The sequence below is a fragment of the Sulfitobacter sp. TCYB15 genome (assembly GCF_040435955.1).
Lineage (GTDB): Bacteria > Pseudomonadota > Alphaproteobacteria > Rhodobacterales > Rhodobacteraceae > Sulfitobacter > Sulfitobacter pontiacus.
Window position 1 is genome coordinate 2,864,765 of the sequence record NZ_CP159193.1, and the last position, 17,704, is coordinate 2,882,468.

The 17,704-nt window shown below is 58.7% G+C and carries 23 protein-coding genes; 9 read left to right on the forward strand and 14 right to left on the reverse strand.

Annotated elements, in window-relative coordinates; all coding sequences use genetic code 11:
• Window positions 1–70: 70 nt before the first annotated feature.
• Window positions 71–673: a 2-amino-4-hydroxy-6-hydroxymethyldihydropteridine diphosphokinase gene (gene folK / locus ABM428_RS13880; RefSeq protein ID WP_338120814.1), complete on the reverse strand. Its 603-nt coding sequence runs from the start codon at window positions 671–673 to the stop codon at window positions 71–73.
• A 128-nt stretch (window positions 674–801) separates the two neighbouring features.
• Here folK and ABM428_RS13885 point away from each other — a divergent pair, with 128 nt between their 5' ends.
• From ABM428_RS13885 to ABM428_RS13905, 5 genes are all read left to right on the forward strand, one after another.
• Window positions 802–1,347 carry an NYN domain-containing protein gene (locus tag ABM428_RS13885; protein ID WP_005849944.1) on the forward strand — a complete coding sequence of 182 codons (546 nt, stop codon included), beginning with the start codon at window positions 802–804 and terminating at the stop codon, window positions 1,345–1,347.
• Window positions 1,348–1,491: 144 nt separating this feature from the next.
• Complete coding sequence (ispH, locus tag ABM428_RS13890) at window positions 1,492–2,442, forward strand: 4-hydroxy-3-methylbut-2-enyl diphosphate reductase (protein WP_132998190.1); 951 nt, start codon at window positions 1,492–1,494, stop codon at window positions 2,440–2,442.
• Window positions 2,439–2,891 carry a DUF3429 domain-containing protein gene (locus tag ABM428_RS13895; protein WP_132998189.1) on the forward strand — a complete coding sequence of 151 codons (453 nt, stop codon included), beginning with the start codon at window positions 2,439–2,441 and terminating at the stop codon, window positions 2,889–2,891. The genes ispH and ABM428_RS13895 overlap by 4 nt, the downstream gene beginning before the upstream one ends.
• 69 nt (window positions 2,892–2,960) lie before the next feature.
• Window positions 2,961–3,416, forward strand: a complete 456-nt coding sequence (gene rnhA, locus ABM428_RS13900) for a ribonuclease HI (protein ID WP_005849948.1) — start codon at window positions 2,961–2,963, stop codon at window positions 3,414–3,416.
• Entirely contained in the window at window positions 3,413–4,036 is a 624-nt protein-coding gene (locus tag ABM428_RS13905; protein WP_132998188.1) for a trimeric intracellular cation channel family protein, read from the forward strand. The genes rnhA and ABM428_RS13905 overlap by 4 nt, the downstream gene beginning before the upstream one ends.
• A gap of 2 nt (window positions 4,037–4,038) precedes the next feature.
• Here the strand turns inward: ABM428_RS13905 and ABM428_RS13910 are convergent, their stop codons facing one another.
• From ABM428_RS13910 to def (ABM428_RS13930), 5 genes are read right to left on the reverse strand one after another with little or no spacing between them, the layout of a single operon-like run.
• Window positions 4,039–4,278 carry a hypothetical protein gene (locus ABM428_RS13910; RefSeq protein WP_005849950.1) on the reverse strand — a complete coding sequence of 80 codons (240 nt, stop codon included), beginning with the start codon at window positions 4,276–4,278 and terminating at the stop codon, window positions 4,039–4,041.
• A gap of 3 nt (window positions 4,279–4,281) precedes the next feature.
• Window positions 4,282–5,196 carry a methionyl-tRNA formyltransferase gene (gene fmt / locus ABM428_RS13915; RefSeq protein ID WP_132998187.1) on the reverse strand — a complete coding sequence of 305 codons (915 nt, stop codon included), beginning with the start codon at window positions 5,194–5,196 and terminating at the stop codon, window positions 4,282–4,284.
• A gap of 30 nt (window positions 5,197–5,226) precedes the next feature.
• Window positions 5,227–5,724 carry a peptide deformylase gene (def, locus tag ABM428_RS13920; RefSeq protein ID WP_037941272.1) on the reverse strand — a complete coding sequence of 166 codons (498 nt, stop codon included), beginning with the start codon at window positions 5,722–5,724 and terminating at the stop codon, window positions 5,227–5,229.
• Complete coding sequence (gene def, locus ABM428_RS13925) at window positions 5,721–6,188, reverse strand: peptide deformylase (RefSeq protein WP_132998186.1); 468 nt, start codon at window positions 6,186–6,188, stop codon at window positions 5,721–5,723. Before def (ABM428_RS13925) ends, def (ABM428_RS13920) begins: the two co-directional genes overlap by 4 nt.
• The gene (gene def, locus ABM428_RS13930; protein ID WP_037941269.1) at window positions 6,185–6,703 is read right to left on the reverse strand and encodes a peptide deformylase; all 519 of its coding nucleotides are present in this window, start codon (window positions 6,701–6,703) and stop codon (window positions 6,185–6,187) included. Before def (ABM428_RS13930) ends, def (ABM428_RS13925) begins: the two co-directional genes overlap by 4 nt.
• Before the next feature lie 99 nt (window positions 6,704–6,802).
• Here def (ABM428_RS13930) and ABM428_RS13935 point away from each other — a divergent pair, with 99 nt between their 5' ends.
• Entirely contained in the window at window positions 6,803–7,972 is a 1,170-nt protein-coding gene (locus ABM428_RS13935; protein WP_132998185.1) for a MalY/PatB family protein, read from the forward strand.
• Window positions 7,973–7,974: 2 nt separating this feature from the next.
• On the opposite strand, the gene ABM428_RS13940 is transcribed toward ABM428_RS13935, so the two are convergent.
• Complete coding sequence (locus ABM428_RS13940) at window positions 7,975–8,334, reverse strand: hypothetical protein (protein WP_005849957.1); 360 nt, start codon at window positions 8,332–8,334, stop codon at window positions 7,975–7,977.
• Between the two features lie 174 nt (window positions 8,335–8,508).
• Between ABM428_RS13940 and ABM428_RS13945 the strand changes: the two genes are divergently transcribed.
• Window positions 8,509–9,483, forward strand: coding sequence for a glutathione S-transferase family protein (locus tag ABM428_RS13945; protein WP_037941260.1), 975 nt, complete (start codon window positions 8,509–8,511; stop codon window positions 9,481–9,483).
• Window positions 9,484–9,494: 11 nt separating this feature from the next.
• Here ABM428_RS13945 and smc read toward each other — a convergent pair whose 3' ends face one another.
• Window positions 9,495–12,950 carry a chromosome segregation protein SMC gene (gene smc / locus ABM428_RS13950; protein ID WP_353628015.1) on the reverse strand — a complete coding sequence of 1,152 codons (3,456 nt, stop codon included), beginning with the start codon at window positions 12,948–12,950 and terminating at the stop codon, window positions 9,495–9,497.
• Between the two features lie 173 nt (window positions 12,951–13,123).
• Window positions 13,124–13,432, reverse strand: coding sequence for a hypothetical protein (locus ABM428_RS13955; protein ID WP_338116287.1), 309 nt, complete (start codon window positions 13,430–13,432; stop codon window positions 13,124–13,126).
• Between the two features lie 125 nt (window positions 13,433–13,557).
• On the opposite strand from ABM428_RS13955, the gene ABM428_RS13960 reads away from it, so the two are divergent.
• Window positions 13,558–14,325 carry an FCD domain-containing protein gene (locus tag ABM428_RS13960; RefSeq protein ID WP_353628016.1) on the forward strand — a complete coding sequence of 256 codons (768 nt, stop codon included), beginning with the start codon at window positions 13,558–13,560 and terminating at the stop codon, window positions 14,323–14,325.
• A gap of 58 nt (window positions 14,326–14,383) precedes the next feature.
• On the opposite strand, the gene ABM428_RS13965 is transcribed toward ABM428_RS13960, so the two are convergent.
• From ABM428_RS13965 to ABM428_RS13985, 5 genes are all read right to left on the reverse strand, one after another.
• On the reverse strand, window positions 14,384–14,944 hold the full coding sequence (locus ABM428_RS13965; protein ID WP_037941252.1) for a F0F1 ATP synthase subunit B: 561 nt from the start codon (window positions 14,942–14,944) through the stop codon (window positions 14,384–14,386).
• A 3-nt stretch (window positions 14,945–14,947) separates the two neighbouring features.
• A complete protein-coding gene (locus ABM428_RS13970) occupies window positions 14,948–15,499 on the reverse strand; it encodes a F0F1 ATP synthase subunit B' (protein ID WP_005849969.1) in 552 nt (183 codons plus the stop codon).
• An 86-nt stretch (window positions 15,500–15,585) separates the two neighbouring features.
• Window positions 15,586–15,822: a F0F1 ATP synthase subunit C gene (locus ABM428_RS13975; protein WP_005849971.1), complete on the reverse strand. Its 237-nt coding sequence runs from the start codon at window positions 15,820–15,822 to the stop codon at window positions 15,586–15,588.
• A gap of 61 nt (window positions 15,823–15,883) precedes the next feature.
• Window positions 15,884–16,642: a F0F1 ATP synthase subunit A gene (locus ABM428_RS13980; RefSeq protein ID WP_037941251.1), complete on the reverse strand. Its 759-nt coding sequence runs from the start codon at window positions 16,640–16,642 to the stop codon at window positions 15,884–15,886.
• Between the two features lies 1 nt (window position 16,643).
• Entirely contained in the window at window positions 16,644–16,973 is a 330-nt protein-coding gene (locus ABM428_RS13985) for an AtpZ/AtpI family protein (protein WP_005849975.1), read from the reverse strand.
• Window positions 16,974–17,224: 251 nt separating this feature from the next.
• Between ABM428_RS13985 and ABM428_RS13990 the strand changes: the two genes are divergently transcribed.
• On the forward strand, window positions 17,225–17,605 hold the full coding sequence (locus tag ABM428_RS13990) for a helix-turn-helix transcriptional regulator (RefSeq protein ID WP_132998181.1): 381 nt from the start codon (window positions 17,225–17,227) through the stop codon (window positions 17,603–17,605).
• Window positions 17,606–17,704 lie beyond the last annotated feature (99 nt).

Consider the following 17,704-nt stretch of genomic DNA (forward strand, 5'->3'; position numbering starts at 1 on the left):
GGGGATGCTCCAATCATGAATGCTGCAAGAAGCCGACTATTTAGAAGCCATCGGCGGAATTTACAAGGGCCTATTCCAGCGGCCATACCCCCTTTTTATCTGCCTCTGGCAGGTCATTCAACATCTCGCGAACGGTTTTGCCGATCAGGGGGTGACACCAGTCCGGCGCGATGTCCGCCAGCGGCACCAAAACAAAGGCACGATCCTGAAGCCGTGGGTGCGGCAGGATCAGCTGGTCAGGCGCATTGGCCATCTGCTGTTCAAGCGGAATCTCCCGCCAATCGGTCTGGGTCTGTACATCCGGCAACACCACATCCCCCATCGCGATGAGATCCAGATCGACCGTCCGAGGGGCCCAACGGCTTTGCCGCTCGCGCCCAAGCTCTGCTTCGACGGCATGAAGAATAGCTAAAACTTGATCCGGCTCCCCCTCCACCCTTATACTAGCAGTTGTATTTACGAAATTCGGACCTGACCCCGCAGGAAACGCATAGGTTGAATAAAACGGGCTAAGAGCGACAACCCGCACGCCCATGCCAACCATAATATCAAGGGCCCGACGCAGAGTTTCCGCCGGCCCTCCCGCAACTGATGATTGATTGCTCCCGAGGGCGATCAGCGCGCGCTTGCCGATTTCACCCCCCTTGGGGTCAGGGATGGCCAATGTCTTCACTTGCTGCCTCTCGAAAAAACCTTAGTTAGTATTGTATTCATAGTCGGAAACTAAATTTGAAACATTTCGTTTTATAGCGGCTCTACACGACGCAAATTTCCGAACGACGTGTATTAGGAAGGCACTTCATGTTCTACAAGGACGAACGGCTCGCTTTATTCATCGACGGCTCCAACCTTTACGCAGCTGCCAAGAACCTGGGTTTTGACATTGATTACAAGCTACTGCGGCAGGAGTTCATGCGCCGCGGCAAACTGCTGCGTGCCTTTTACTACACCGCTTTGCTGGAAAATGACGAATACTCTCCCATACGCCCGCTGGTCGACTGGCTGAACTATAACGGGTTCTCCATGGTGACCAAACCGGCCAAGGAATACACCGACAGCATGGGCCGCCGGAAGGTCAAAGGGAACATGGATATCGAGCTTGCGGTCGACGCGATGGAGCTTGCGCCACATCTTGACCACATCGTGATCTTCTCCGGTGACGGCGATTTCCGCCCGTTGGTCGAAAGCCTTCAACGCCAGGGCGTGCGCGTCTCTGTCGTCAGCACGATCCGCAGCCAACCGCCCATGATCTCGGACGAGCTGCGCCGCCAAGTGGACAACTTTATCGAACTCGAAGACCTGCGCGACGTTATTGGCCGGCCTCCACGTGAAACATCTGACGAATAAACCGCGACGGCGCGCCTAAATCTCCGCATCCCTCATGCCCCCGCAATAACTGCGCGCGCATTTGAAGCATCAGACTGTGCCGCCGCTGGTCTGGACGATGCGCCGCGCAACCCTTACCTATGGCCCATGCCCAAGGAGAGTGTGATGACCAAACCGCCTTTGACCCTGTATCTTGCCGCGCCACGCGGGTTCTGTGCGGGCGTCGACCGCGCGATCAAGATCGTCGAAATGGCCATCGAGAAATGGGGCGCGCCGGTCTATGTGCGCCACGAGATCGTGCACAATAAATTCGTCGTCGACGGGCTGCGCGAACGGGGTGCGATCTTTGTCGAGGAACTGTCGGAATGCCCCGATGACCGGCCCGTGATCTTCTCGGCGCACGGCGTACCGAAAGCCGTCCCCGCCAAGGCCGAGGCCCGCAATATGGTCTATGTCGACGCGACCTGCCCGCTTGTCTCCAAGGTGCATATCGAGGCGCAACGCCACGCCGACGCGGGGCTGCAGATGATCATGATCGGCCACGCGGGCCACCCCGAAACCATTGGCACCATGGGGCAGCTCCCCCCGGGCGAGGTTTTGCTGGTTGAAACGCCTGCCGATGTCGAAACCGTCGAGGTGCGCGACCCGACCAAGCTGGCCTATGTCACCCAGACAACGTTAAGCGTTGATGACACAGCCGAGATTGTCGCCGCCCTGAACAAACGTTTCCCGCAGATCATTGGGCCGCACAAAGAAGACATCTGCTATGCCACGACCAACCGTCAAGAAGCGGTGAAGGCAATGGCACCGAAGTGTGATGCGATGCTTGTTGTGGGCGCGCCAAACTCATCGAACTCGCGCCGTCTGGTCGAGGTCGGATCGCGTGCGGGCTGCGATTACGCCCAACTGGTGCAGCGCGCGACGGACATCGATTGGCGCAGCCTCGAGGGGATCAAAAGCATCGGGATCACCGCCGGTGCCTCGGCCCCCGAACAGCTTATCAACGAGGTCATTGACGCGTTCAAAGACCGATACGATGTGACCACCGAAATGGTCGAAACCGCGGTAGAGAATGTGGAATTCAAAGTCCCCCGTGTGCTGCGGGTACCCGCATGACCGGCATCCCCCGCGCGCCGCTTTGGCTTGGCCTTGCCGGACTTACTCCCTTTATCTGGGGGGCCTTGACCGGGCTGGTCGATCCCTTGGCGAACTGGGGCGCGGCGTCGTTCGGCGGCCGTTTTGTCGGGCCATATATACAGCTCTTCTACGGCACGGTTATTCTTTCCTTCATGTCCGGCGTGCTATGGGGATTCGCAACCAAGACCAGCGGGGCGAAGGCGACGGCCGGCTATATCCTCGCCGTGATCCCGGCGCTTTGGGCGTTCTTCATGACAAGCGGCGGCCCCGTGGGTGCGGGGCTGAACCTGATGTTCGGTTTTGCGGGTCTACTGGTCCTTGATGCCGCCTTCTGGCACTGGCGTCTTGCGCCGCGCTGGTGGCTAAAGCTGCGCACGCTGCTGACCGCCGTCGTGCTGGCGTGTCTGGCTGTGGGCGTCTTTCTGTAGCAGCGAAACTTGCGGGCGGGGCGTAGATTAGGCTGGACGCCCCCACGCCAGACTGGATAAGGCAGCCCCATGACCAAGCTGATTGCATATACTGATGGTGCCTGTTCCGGCAATCCCGGCCCCGGTGGCTGGGGTGCCCTGATGCGGGCGATGGATGGCGACAAGATCGTTAAGGAACGCGAGTTGAAAGGCGGCGAACCCGCCACCACCAACAACCGGATGGAGCTGATGGCCGCCATCAGCGCGCTCGAAGCGCTAGCCCGCCCGACCGAGATCACGATCGTCACCGACAGCAACTATGTCAAAAATGGCATCACCGGCTGGATCTACGGCTGGAAGAAAAACGGCTGGAAGAATGCCGCTAAAAAGCCCGTCAAAAACGCGGAGCTTTGGCAGCGGCTGGATGCGGCAAATGCGCGGCATCAGGTCACCTGGGAATGGGTCAAAGGCCACGCCGGCCACCCCGAGAACGAGCGCGCGGATGAACTGGCGCGGGCCGGCATGGCCCCGTTCAAAACCAAATGAGCCTGATCACCCTGCTGGAATATGCCTCCGTTCTGGTCTTTGCGATTACGGGGGCGCTGGTCGCCAGCCGCGCTCAGCTTGACCTTGTAGGCTTCGCCTTTATCGCCTGCCTCACGGCCTTGGGCGGCGGCACACTGCGCGACCTGTTGCTGGATCGAAACCCGATTTTCTGGATTGCGAACCCCACCCATCTCGCCGTGGGCGTCACTGCCGCAATGGTGGTTTTCTTTACCGCGCATCTCCTCGAAAGTCGCTATAGCGCGCTGCTATGGCTCGATTCCGTGGCGCTCGCCGTGGCGGTTGCTGCGGGTACGGGTGTGGCGATCTCGCTTGATCAATCCGCTGTGGTCGTGGTGCTGATGGGGATGATCACCGGCTGCATGGGCGGGTTGATGCGCGATGTTGTCGTGGGGGAAGTCCCGCTTGTTCTGCAACAGGGTGAACTTTATGTGACCGCCGCTTTCGCCGGTGCTGCAACCGCTGTCATCATCCGTAGCATTCTGGGCGATGATGCGCTGGCGCTGTTTGCCGGTGCCTGTATGACGTGGATTTTGCGTGCCGGATCGCTGTATTTCGGATGGCACCTACCCGTGTACAAAAGCCGCCCGCCGCGGGTGTAACGTTACTTTCGACGCCAGTGAAACGGCACGATGATCAGCGCCCCGATAGAGGACGCGATGGCGTTCATGCCGGCCGAATTAAACCCGAAGCCGAACATCAACCGCACAAAATAAAACAGAAAAGCGCCGCCCACGCAGATGATGATCGAGGCAAGATAGCCGTTGCGGGTAAAGCCTGACTTTTCGGCGAAAAAGCCGACAAGCCCCGCGATCACAACCGTGCCAATAAGCGTCGGAAGCATGATTTACCCTTTGCTTAGAACTGTGCCCACAGCAATCTGCGCACCACGCTGGAATGTCTGCGCATCTTGCGCCGCTTTCCCCGCACGTTGCAAGCGGATCAGCTGAACCGCACCTTCCCCGCAACCGACGCGCAGAGTGTCATCCAGAACCTCGCCCGCTGCACCCTCGCCATCGGCAAGCTTCGATGCCAGCACCTTCACCCGCGTGCCGCCCAGATCGAACCATGCACCAGGAAACGGCGACAGCCCCCTGATTTGCCGGTCCACCTCTGTTGCGGGGCGCGACCAATCGATGCGCGCCTCGGCCTTGTCAATTTTACTGGCATAGGTCACGCCCTCTTCGGGCTGCGGTTCCGGTTGCAGGTCAGGCAGTTGCCGAAGTGCTTCCACGATCAACTCTGCGCCCATGGTGCTTAGTCGGTCATGCAGTTCGATCGTCGTCTCGGTGGTGCGGATCGGCGTCGCGGCGCGCAACAGCACGGGCCCCGTGTCCAGCCCCGCCTCCATCTGCATGATGCACACACCCGTTTCAACGTCGCCCGCCATAATCGCCCGATGGATCGGCGCGGCCCCCCGCCATCGGGGCAACAAACTAGCGTGGATATTCAGGCACCCGGATTTCGGCGCATCCAGAACGGCTTGGGGCAAAATCAGACCATAGGCCACAACAACAGCGACATCCGCGTCGAGCGCTGCAAACTCCGCCTGCGCTTCGGCGGTTTTCAACGAAACGGGGTGACGTACCAGCAACCCCAAAGCCTCTGCCCGTTGCTGAACCGGGCTGGGGCGGTCCTTTTTGCCTCGCCCCGCAGGGCGCGGCGGCTGGCAATAGACGGCGGAGATTTCGTGGCCGGCCAAGACCAACGCATCCAACACTGGCACTGAAAAATCAGGTGTTCCCATAAAGATAACACGCATCGAACACTTCCCTTCAAACCGTAGAGGCAATCAGCCCTTGTACTTGCGCGCCTTGCGCAGCAGCATATCACGACGCGTTTTACTCAGATTGTCGACAAACATTTTTCCGGCAAGATGGTCGATCTGATGCTGCACGCTGGTCGCCTCCAACCCGACGAAATCGCGCGTCACTGTCGCGCCCTGCTCGTCAAGATACTGCACTTTCACACCACGTGGACGCCGGATCTTGGCCGATATTCCGGGCAAATTCGGGCTTGCCTCTTCGTATTCATTCATGATCGCCGAAGCGTCGATGACGACAGGGTTTGCCAATCGGATCCGCTTGTCCCGCGCTTGCGAGGCATCGACAACGGCGACCTGCAGCGACACCCCGATCTGTGGTGCGGCCAGCCCGACCCCCGGCATCGCGTCCATCGTGTCGATCATGTCGTCCCAGAGCGCACGAATTTCATCATTGATTTCTGCCACTTGGGCGGCGGGCGTCCGCAAACAGGCGTGCGGCCACGGAAGAATGCGACGAACGGTCATTGGCTTTGCTCCTGCGCGACACGGTCGTAAATGACGATGCCATCAAGGTGGTCGTATTCATGCTGCACGATCACGGCCTCTGCGCCGGTAAACTTTCGTTCGTGGGTGCCATCAGCATCCGTCCACCGCAAGGTAACCTCTGTTGCGCGGGCAATATCCATCGGCACGCCGGGGATCGACAAACATCCCTCTTCGCCAATCGCGCGGGCGTCAGACAGCCTGACAATCTGCGGATTGATACAGGCGACAGGCGTCGGGGTGCCTTCCTTCCAGCCCGCATCGAAAACGAAAATACGCTCGGTCCGGCCAACCTGCGGGGCCGCCAACCCGCGACCGGGCGCGGCATACATCGTCTCGAACATGTCATCGATCAGCCGGTCGATCTCGGGCGTGCGTGTGGCGACGGGCGCGCACACAGCTGTCAGCCGCGCGTCAGGCCAGGTCACGATGTCCAACACGCTCATCCGCGCGCCAGCTCGCGTTTCAGCTTGGTCATTTTGCGCGTGATCATCTGGCGCTTCATCGGTTTGAGATAATCGATAAAAAGCTTGCCATCCAGATGGTCGATCTCGTGCTGCACGCAGGTCGCCCATAGTTTGGTAAAGGTCTCGGTCTGCTCGTTCCCGTCGATATCGATCCAGCGCACGTCCACATCTGCGGGGCGCGTCACATCGGCAAACTGCTCGGGGATCGACAAACACCCTTCTTCATAGGTGTTCAGCGCGTCCGAGGCGGCGATGATTTCGGGGTTGAACATCACCAGCGGTCGCGGCGTCTCCCCCTCTTCCTTTACGCAATCCATGACGATCAAGCGGTTCATCACCCCGATCTGGGGGGCCGCAAGACCGATCCCCGGCGCGTCATACATCGTGGCGAGCATATCATCAGCCAAGCTGCGCAACTCGTCCGTCATATCGGTCACGGGGGCGCATGGCTTTTTCAGCCGCGGGTCAGGGTGTAGTAAAATATTGCGTATCATTTGGTTGATTTAGGCCAACACCTGCGCCGCTGCAACCTCGGGGCTTGCGGTCTGGTCGATTAGGTTTAGCGTGTCGGCCAAATCTGACAGGAGAACCCCATGAGCTTTGACGAAATCATCGACCGGCGTGGCACCCATTGCGCGAAATGGGACAAGATGGAGCCGATCTACGGCGTCCCCGCGGATACGGGCATTGCCATGTGGGTTGCGGATATGGATTTCCGCCCGCCTCAGGTGGTGCAAACCGCGCTCCAAGATATGTTGGACCATGGCGTCTATGGCTACTTCGGCGATGACAGCCAATATCTGGGTGCCATCCAATGGTGGATGGAGCATCGACACGGATGGAAAGTCGCGCCCGAGTGGATTTTCACCACGCACGGCTTGGTTAACGGAACTGCGATGTGCGTAGACGCCTTCACCAAGCCCGGGGACGGAGTTGTCCTGTTCACACCGGTTTACCACGCCTTTGCGCGTGTGATCTCCGCCGCAGGGCGGCAGGTGGTCGAATGCGAAATGGCGATAGAAGGCGGCCAGTATACGCTCGATTTTGATGCCTATGACGCGCAAATGACCGGCAACGAGACGATGCTGGTGTTCTGTTCCCCCCATAACCCGGGCGGGCGTGTTTGGTCCCGGTCAGAGTTGGAACAGGTCGCAGCCTTTGCCAAACGCCATGACCTTGTCCTCGTCTCGGACGAGATTCACCATGATCTGGTGATGCCTGGTCATACGCATATCCCAATGGCCCTGATCGATGGCGTGGCTGATCGCTTGGTCATGATGACCGCAACGACCAAAACCTTTAACATTGCCGGTTCCCACTCCGGCAACGTGATCATCCCCGATCCGAAGCTCCGCGAAACCTTTGCGGCACGCATTGCAGCGATGGGGCTTTCGCCAAACTCCTTCGGTTTGTTTATGGCGACCGCAGCCTATTCGCCGGAAGGGGCCGCATGGGTTGATGATCTGGTCAGCTATCTGGACGGCAACCGGCAGATCTTTGACGCTGCGATAAAGGACATTCCCGGGCTGCAATCCATGTCGCTTCAATCAACCTACCTTGCTTGGGTCGATTTCAGCGGGACCGGAATGGACAGATCAGAGTTCACCCAACGGGTCGAAAACTCCGCTGGGATTGCTGCAAACCACGGGCCAACTTTTGGCAAGGGCGGGGAAAGCTTCCTGCGGTTCAACATCGCCACCCCGCGCGCCCGGGTAGAAGAAGCCTGCAACCGTTTGCGCGAGGCGTTCAAAGACCTGCAATAAAATCAATGCGGTGCGTCGACGGTGATCAAGCCCGCCGGCGCATCTGCAGCCCGTTCGAAATCCAGCGCCGCAGACTTCGCGACACGGGTTGCGCGTTTGAAATCAAACAGCATTTCGCCGCCCTCTTGCTCTACCGCGACGATCAAACATTGAAACAGATGCGCCGCGCCATCGAATAAATCGACCCGACCGCGCAACTGCGGTGCCGTCTGCGCATCAAGCGAGAAGCCAGTGTCCCAATAACGCAGGACCTTATGTTCCACCCCGTCCGCGTGTACCCGCAAACGCGACGATTTTCGCAGGCTATCCACCCGTGCGGCATCCAGCCCGGCCTGAATGTCTTTCGGCAATATGGCTTCCACAGCTTCCTCCCTCCAAAGGCTTCCAACATGAAGCGTGACGTGCTGGGATTCAAAATCAAGTGCGCCCCAAGAATTTATTCGACGTGCATCAACGCAGCCCCCCTGTGCGTTGCGTGCTATGGCCTTTCGCCCGTCTGAACTTACCTTGAACACAAACAAGTAAAGGAGTGGTGTATGGGACTGCTGGTCGACGGAGAATGGCGCGATAAATGGTACGATACGGAGTCTACCGGAGGTAAGTTTGAACGCTCCACCTCCAAATTTCGCAACTGGGTCACAGCGGACGGCAGCGCGGGCCCGTCAGGAAAATCAGGCTTTCAGGCTCAATCAGGGCGGTATCACCTCTACGTCAGCTATGCCTGCCCCTGGGCACATCGCGCACTGATTTTCCGCGCGCTGAAAGACCTTACCGACCATATCAGCGTGTCGGTCGTACACCCCGATATGATGGAAGACGGCTGGACTTTCGCAACAGATTTCGAAGGCGCGACCGGAGACACCCTCTTTGGCAGTGACTTTTTGCGTGACATTTATATCAAAGCCGATCCAAATTTCACAGGCCGCGTCACGGTGCCTGTGCTTTGGGACAAGGCGCAGAACACGATCGTATCGAACGAATCGGCCGAGATCATTCGCATGTTCAACAGTGCGTTTAATGAAATCACCGGCAATACTGATGATTATTGGCCGACTGACCTGCGCGAACAAATCGCCGACATCAACGAACGCGTTTACGAGACCGTTAACAATGGCGTCTACAAAGCCGGGTTCGCGACGTCTCAAGACGCTTATGACGACGCGGTCCATCCGCTTTTTGACAGTCTGGCGTGGCTAGAAAGCATCCTCGAAAACAACCGTTTTCTCGCGGGCGACAAGTTGACCGAGGCCGACTGGCGGCTGTTCACGACCCTCGCGCGCTTTGACCTCGTGTATCACACCCATTTCAAGTGCAACCATAAGCGTCTGACCGATTACCCGAACCTTTGGGCCTATACCCGGCAACTCTATCAACACGCTGATATCGCCGAGACCGTGCATTTTGATCACATTGTTCGGCACTACCATTTCAGTCAGACCACGGTGAACCCGCATCAGATCATCCCGATTAACCCGACGGTCGATTTCACCGCCCCACATGGGCGCGATTAGGGACAGGGGCGTTAGGCCACCAGCGTTTCTGCCTTCTTCAAGTCGACAGAGACCAGCTGGCTGACGCCCTGTTCCGCCATGGTGACGCCGAACAGCCGATCCATTCGCGCCATGGTGACAGCATGGTGCGTGATGATCAGAAAGCGCGTGTCAGTCTGTCGGCACATCTCGTCCAACAGGTCACAAAAGCGCGTCACGTTCGCATCATCCAAAGGCGCGTCAACCTCGTCCAACACACAAATTGGCGCAGGGTTCGCAAGGAACACTGCAAAAATCAGCGCCATCGCGGTCAAGGTCTGTTCGCCCCCCGACAATAGGCTAAGCGTGCTAAGCTTTTTGCCCGGCGGCTGGCACATAATCTCCAACCCCGCCTCCAGAGGATCGTCCGATTCGACCATCACAAGGTTGGCCTCACCACCGTTAAAAAGATGTTTAAACAGCATAGAGAAATTGCTGTTCACCTCTTCGAATGCGGTCAGCAAGCGTTCACGGCCTTCTTTATTCAGGCTCGCGATACCGCTGCGCAATGTCCGGATCGCCTCGGTCAAATCCGCCTTTTCGCCAACCAAAGTGTCGTGTTCCGCCTGAACCTCTTTCGCGTCTTCCTCGGCACGCAAGTTCACAGCACCCAAGGCTTCGCGCTGTCCCTTCAAACGGCTCAGCTGGTTTTCAAGAACCTCGACATCTGACATCTCATCTGCATTGATCTCAAGTGTTTCTGCCAGCGCTTCGGGGGTCGTGTCACGTTCTTCATCAATGCGCTCTGCGGCAAGGGTTACCGTTTCCTTCGCCGCATCTGCGCGCGCCTCCGCCCGCGCCCGCGCCTCACGGGCCTCCGAGGCCAAGCGCTCTGCGTCACGCTCAGCCAATGTCGTATCGCGCAAATCGGCTTCCCCGGTAGACAACTCTGCGCTGGCCGCCTGCTTGCGGGTCTCTGCCGCAGAAATTGCGCCCGTCAACTCTTCACGTTTCGCCGCGATTTCCCCGGGGGCAGAGCTCGCTTCGGTCAACTCTCTTTCAGACGCTTCTTTACGTTCAAGAAGCTCGGCGCTGCGTTTACCCGCCGTGTCCAGGCGGTTCCGCCAGCCGCCCAACTCCTTGGCGACATCCTGGGCACGTCTCTCGCGCGCGGTGCCCTCGCGACGCAGTTCGTCCAGCGCAGAACGCCTCGTCATCATCGCAATGCGCGCGCCTTCAACGGTCTGTCGCAACATCTCCACATCGGCGCGGGCACTTGATACGTCGTCAAGCGCGGCAAGCGCATTCTCTGCCTCCGTCACCAAACGTCGACCCTCGATCGCCTCTTCCTCGTGGCGGGCGACGGCCAATCCCAAACTGTCCAACCGGCTCTCCGCCAGGTTCCGATCCGCCTCAGCCCGGCTTAGGGCCCGTCCTGCATCCGCAACAGCACGGTCTGCATCGCGCCGCAGCGCCCGCGCATTTTTGTCTGCCTCTGCCTGAGCAAGCAGAAGCTTTTGCAATGTTTCATGTGCATCACGCGCGGCCTCCGCCCGTTGATTCGTTTGCTCTAGCCCCTGCTTGAGTACCTCTAAACGGTTAATTTGTTGCAAACGAAGCGCAGCGGCCGAGGGCGCATCCTCCGCCCACGCCCGGAAACCATCCCACCGCCACAAATCGCCCTCTGGCGAGACGAGACGCTGGCCCGGCAGCAGCAGCGGTTGAAGCCGCGTGCCGTCGTCCGCGTCGACCAGACCAATCTGGCTCATCCGGCGATTCAGAACGTCAGGCACCGAGACATGCGCCGTCAGCGGGGTGATCCCCTCGGGTAGAGGCTGGACCGTTGAATATGCAGGTAAATATGCCCACCCCGAGGGCCCGTCCGCATCGACATCCGGGGCGCGCAGATCATCAGCCAGGGCAGCACCAAGCGCTTTTTCAAACCCGTGCTCGACCTGCAGGCGGTCCAGAATTTGACCACCCTCGGCGGTGTCACGCTCTACCAGCTTCGCCAGCGCGCCTGCTTCGGCGCGAATGGCGTTCAGCTCGCCCTCGGCCTCTGACCGTTCGGCACGGGCATCTGCTTCGCGACTTTGGGTGGCAGCGCGGTCGTCCTCCGCCTTTTGCAAGGCTTCCTCGGCAGCGACAGAGGCCGCATGCGCCTGTGTCTCTGCAGCTTGGGCGGCGCTGAAATCGGCGTTTGCCTTCTCGAGTGCGGCGGCACTCTGCGCGACGGCGGCACGCGCTTTATCCGCTTCCGCTTCCGATCGTTGAAGCGTCTTGCGGTGATCGTTCAGCAAACGTTCGGCAGAGCTGTGACGCGCGACCAAACGGGCGACATCCTCGGTCAGCTTTGACAGATCCGCTTCCTGTTTTTCGAGCACGCCGGCGGCCTCTTTCGCGCGCTCTGCCGCCTCCGCGACCGCAGCTTCATGGCCCTCGCCCGCATCCGACAGGTCACGTTCTTCCCGCTCCAACCGCGTGATCGTTTCTTCGGCGTCGCGGTTTAGCTCACCTTCGCGATCCAGATCACGGGTCAACTGCGCGATGCGTTTGGTCAACGCGTCAATCGCGGCCCGGGCGCGGTTTTCCTGATCGCTCAAGGTATCGCGCTGTACACCAAGCCGCTGTACGATAGCGGCCGCGATCGCTTCTTCCTCACGCAGGGGCGGCAAAGCCTCTTCGGCTTTTTGCCGTGCCACAGTGGCCTGACGCACTGCTTTTTCCGCCTCGGCGGCGACGGCCATCTGGCTGCGCAGCGCTTCGGCCGTGGTTTGACGAGCATCCTCGGCCACGCGCCAGCGCCGATACAGCAGCACCCCTTCGGTCCGGCGCAGGGCATCCCCGATATCGCGATAACGCGCAGCCTGACGGGCCTGGCGCGCCAATTGCGAAAGCTGACCGGCAAGCTGTTCAACCACATCGTCAACGCGCGCAAGGTTGGCTTCCGTACCATTCAGCTTCAGTTCAGCCTCGTGACGGCGGGCATAAAGCCCCGAAATGCCGGCGGCTTCTTCAAGGATACGGCGCCGGTTCTTCGGTTTGGCGTTGATCAGTTCCGAAATCTGGCCTTGGCGTACCAACGCTGGCGAATGGGCTCCCGTTGATGCGTCGGCAAACAGCATTTGCACATCGCGCGCGCGCACATCCTTTCCAGCCGCTTTATAGGCGCTACCGACATCACGGGTGATCCGCCGGATGATTTCGATGCTATCACCGTCATTAAACCCAGCCGGCGCGAGACGTTCGGAGTTGTCGATATGCAACGCGACTTCGGCGAAGTTCTTGGCCGGACGAGAGGACGCGCCCGCGAAAATCACATCTTCCATCCCCCCGCCGCGCATAGCGGTCGGACGGTTTTCGCCCATCACCCAACGGAGCGCTTCAAGCAGGTTGGACTTGCCGCAACCATTCGGGCCAACAACGCCGGTTAGACCATCCGAGATGATCAGATCAGTAGGGTCTACAAAGCTTTTAAAGCCTGTCAGCCTGAGTTTGGAAAACCGCAATGTTCGTGCCCGCCTGATTCTTATGGATAGCCAGAATTGCGGATCATCGGGTTTAGAGTCAACGCGACCCCGCTAGGTAGAGCGGGAAGTAGCCGCCTTATCCACAAGATATTGTTATTCTATATCTGTTATCGCGTTTCCCTTTCGCTATGGTTGTTTGACGGTTATGCCCCTCATCCGCAGTCCAGCTTCCCGACGGCAAGCGCTTGATCCCCCGCGACATGCGTGACCTCGCACCCGCTGACCTGCGCCATCGCCCGCGCCGCACGGTCGCGGATTGGGCCGAAGCGGGGGGCGTATTCCATATTGGTGCGTATCGCTTCAGCCTGATTGCCGTTAACGCGCACGTCAAAGTCAGAACCGTCTACCGTTATGGCAGTTGCAGGCAGGCCGCTGAAATGCGCACTCGGCATGTTGCAGCCCGTGACAAACACCATCACCAAGGCCCACAGCAAGACCGTAAGGAATCGCGTATCTATCATCATGAGCCCATCTAACGCGCGACACCCTAAGCAAGTGTTAATGCGGTCCAACATTGTGCAGAAAACAATCGCGTTGCCGCCCCGCCCCTCCGGTCATATAATTTGACCAATCCAAGGAAACGCCGATGCCCTTTCAGCCTATTGCCTCCGAAAAACTGTCAGCCGCTGTCGTAAGACAGGTCGAACAGCTAATCCTGCGTGGCATTCTGCGGCCCGGCGAACGGCTACCCGCAGAGCGGGAGCTGGCAGAGCGTCTGGCCGTTTCGCGCCCCTCGCTTCGGGATGCTATTGCCCAGCTTCAGGCCAGCGGATTGCTGGCCGCAAAGCCCGGCGCCGGGGTCTATGTCGCCGATGTGCTCGGCAGCGCGTTCTCCCCTGCCCTGACAGAGCTTTTCGCACGTCACGACGAAGCCGTGTTCGACTATCTTTCGTTTCGCCGCGACATGGAGGGGCTGGCAGCCGAACGGGCCGCGCGGCTTGGTTCTGACACCGACCTTGGGGTCATTCAGGCAGTTTTCGACAAGATGGAAGCGGCGCACCAGAAGCGTAACGCAGATGACGAAGCGCAACTGGACGCGCAGTTTCATATGGCGATCACAGAAGCGAGTCATAACGTCGTCATGCTGCATATGATGCGGTCGATGTATGATCTGCTGCGTGGCGGCGTGTTCTACAATCGCGAAGTCATGTTCAAACAGCGCACAACGCGCACCGCCCTGCTGGATCAACACCGCGCCATCAACGACGCGTTACAGGCACGTGATCCCGCCGCAGCACAAGCCGCAGTAGAGGCGCATCTGACCTATGTCGAGAACGCCCTGCGCGATCATCAAAAGGCCGAGCGTAATGAAGATGTCGCGCGACAACGTCTTCAACACGAGACAAACACCTAGCCCAACGTAAAAAGGCCCCGGTCAATACCGAGGCCTTTTAAAGTCAGTTCGTTAAAACTTAGTGAAGCTTTGTGTCGACTTCTGCAATTGCACTGTCGATCAATGCATTGCCTTCCGCGGCTGTCATCTTCTTTGCGATAACATCCTTGGCAGCGGCAATGGCCACAACGACAGCTTGATCGCGGACCTCTTTAACGGCAGCAGCCTGAGCGGAGTCGATCTGCTCTTCGGCGGCGGCCATACGGCGCGCGATCGATTTCTCCAGGTCGGCACGTGCCTGATCCGCGGCTTCGTTCGCTTCGGCCTTGGCCGATGTCACGATACGGTCCGCTTGCTCTTTCACTTCCTGCTGCTTGCGTTCGTAGCTGGCAAGAAGCGTCTGCGCTTCTTCACGCAGCGCACGGGCTTCGTCCAGTTCGGACTTGATGCCTTCGGCGCGGCTGTCGAGCATGCTGCCCATCATCTTTGGCACTTTGAAATAGATCAAAACACCGACGAAAAGCAGGAAAGCCAGCAGGACGATAAAGTCCGTATTGCGCAGCGAAAAGAACACGTCACCAGCTGCAAAAGCAGGGGAGGCGACCAGACCGGCGATGAGGGCTGAGAAGGTCAAACGCATGGCTTATCCTTTCATCCGGGCATCGACGGCCGCGGAAATTGTTTTCGCGTCAGCAGAGCCACCGACGGCGGCGACGATTGCCTCGGCTGTGTCTTTGGCGACAGCTTCAACGTTCTCCATCGCGGAGGCGCGGATTTCGCTGATCGCTTTTTCGGACTCGGCGGATTTGGCGGCGATCTCGGCGTCTGCCTTGGCAATCGCCTTGTCCAGATCGGCCTGAATGTCGGCTTTCGCGGCGGCGATGATCTGCTGTGCTTCTGCACGGGCGTCGATCAAGGCTTTGTCGTAAGCGGCCTCTGCCTCCGTCGCTTTGACCTTCAGGTCTTCGGCGGCGGCGATGTCATTGGTGATGGTGCCCTGGCGCTCCGCCAGAACAGCGCCGATGCGTGGCAGGGCAACGCGCGACAGAATAAAGTAAATTGCGACCAGAGCGACGATAAGCCAGAAAATCTGGTTGCCGAACCAATCAATGCAAAGCTGTGGCATACCAATGGCGCTGCCAAATTCGTTGACACATGTGCCAGCGATTTCCCTAGTAATCGGTTCCGTCGCCATAGCGGGCTCCTGTCAAAGCGTGGAAGTCTTTCGGGCAGCGCGCCATAGCGCACTGCCCGAAGCGTAAGGACGTAGGTGTCTTAAGCTTAGACAGCGAACATCAGCAGCAGAGCAACGAGGAACGAGAAGATCCCCAGGGCTTCTGCAAAGGCGATGCCGATGAACAGAGTTGCTGTTTGACCAGCAGCAGCAGATGGGTTGCGCAGTGCGCCAGCCAGGTAGTTGCCTGCAACGTTGCCCACACCGATGGCTGCGCCACCCATGCCGAATGCTGTCAGACCTGCGCCAATGAATTGGCCCATTTGTGCGAGTTCGCCTTCCATGTCATTTCTCCTTACAATGGAATTTTGGTGATTGGTCAGGCGGGAATATCCCGCCTTGGTGTTAGTGGTGCGGGTGCAATGCGTCTTTCAGATAAACGCATGTGAGGATCGCGAAAACATATGCCTGGATGAAGGAAACCAACACCTCGAGACCATACATCGCCGTGATCGCAAGAACCGAGAAGGGGGCGATGGCAGCAAGTGCCGCGAAGCCCGCGAAAACCTTGATCACGGCGTGACCCGCCATCATGTTACCCGCAAGACGGATAGAGTGGCTGACCGGACGTACAAAGTACGAGATCAGCTCGATCACGGCCAGAACCGGACGCAGTGCCAGGGGCGCGCTGCTGACCCAGAACAGGCTCAGGAACGATGCGCCGTTCTTGACGAAACCCAGAATGGTCACACCAAAGAACACGGCAAAGGCCATCACGGCGGTGACCGAGATATGCGATGTCGGGGTAAAGGCCATCGGCAGCAGGCCCAGGAAGTTCGAGAAGACGATAAACATGAACAGGGTCATGATGTAGGGGAAGTATTTCACCCCTTCTTTACCGCAGATATCCTCGACCATCTTGTAGATGAAGCCATAGGCCAGTTCAGCGACCGACTGCATGCGCGACGGGATAACCGACCGTTTGGAGGTGCCCAGAACCAGCAGCGCAAAGATCGCCAGAACGGCAACGGCCATCCAGACTGTTGCGTTGGTGATCGTGTACCAGGATACAGCGCCGTCGCCAAAGAATGGCTTGACGATGAACTGATCCATCGGGTGAAAAGCCAAACCGCCTGTTTCTTCGCCGTGTGCTTCTGCCGCCATGTCAGGGCCCTTTTTCTTCATCGGCCACATCGGCCATCTTCTTTTCCTGGATTTCCTGCGCGGAGCGGAGCATCGTCTTCACCCCTGCCGCAAGGCCCAGCATTACAAACAGCACCATGAAAATCGGGAGCGTTCCTAAGAACCAATCCAACGAGTATCCGATGCCAAAACCGATCCCCAGACCGGCGCAAAGTTCGATCACCATCCGCCAGGCCAGCGATGCCTGGGAATAATGTTCATCCGCCCGGGGTTTTGGAGCCTGCGCCCGTTTGGCCGCTTCGATCTTTGCCTCAAGCTGCTTTAGCCGCTGCTGTTGGTCCGGATCGGTCACGCCAAAATCCCTGTTGGATGTGTTGCGCAGTAGCTACTTTCACACCGCTTCAGAGTCAACTCTGTTAGCCGACACCCCAAAGCATTGTAATAAAAAGGTTTTACGCTGAGCCGCAGTTCATATTCAGGTGCAAACTGCGCCCACCCCTTGCAAATTCGCGTGACAATCATATTCAACCTTTTGGTTAAGCGTGGTTTCCGCTACCTCATAAGAACCGCCCCTACCCGCGCATCAAGGACATCCAGACAGCCGTGCCCCAACCGCCCGCCACACAGCTCGACGCGATTTTTGCCGCGCTCGCCGATCCGACGCGGCGCGCCATTCTGGCGATGCTTCTTGAGGATGATATGGCCGTCACAGACGTCGCCGAGCCCTTCGGCATTTCGCTTGCTGCGATATCAAAACATCTGTCGGTGCTGGAACGTGCAGGTCTGATCGTGCAGGAAAAGCGCGGGCGGCTCAAATGGTGCAAGCTCGAGCCGGCAGCCCTAAAGGCCCCGTCCGTGTGGATGCAGGGCTTCGGTCAATATGACCCGATCAATCTTGATGACTTTGAAAGGTTTCTGGCCGCCGAGATACGCGAAACGTCAGGGGATGCGGCGCAGAATGATCCGGAGACGTTGGAAGAGTAGGTAAATATTGGCCCTCCTGCGACGAGGTTTTACACAGAAGGGCCAAACTTGATGTTATTAAATGACGCCGAACGCAAAGCGCAGGATCGCCAGAACAAC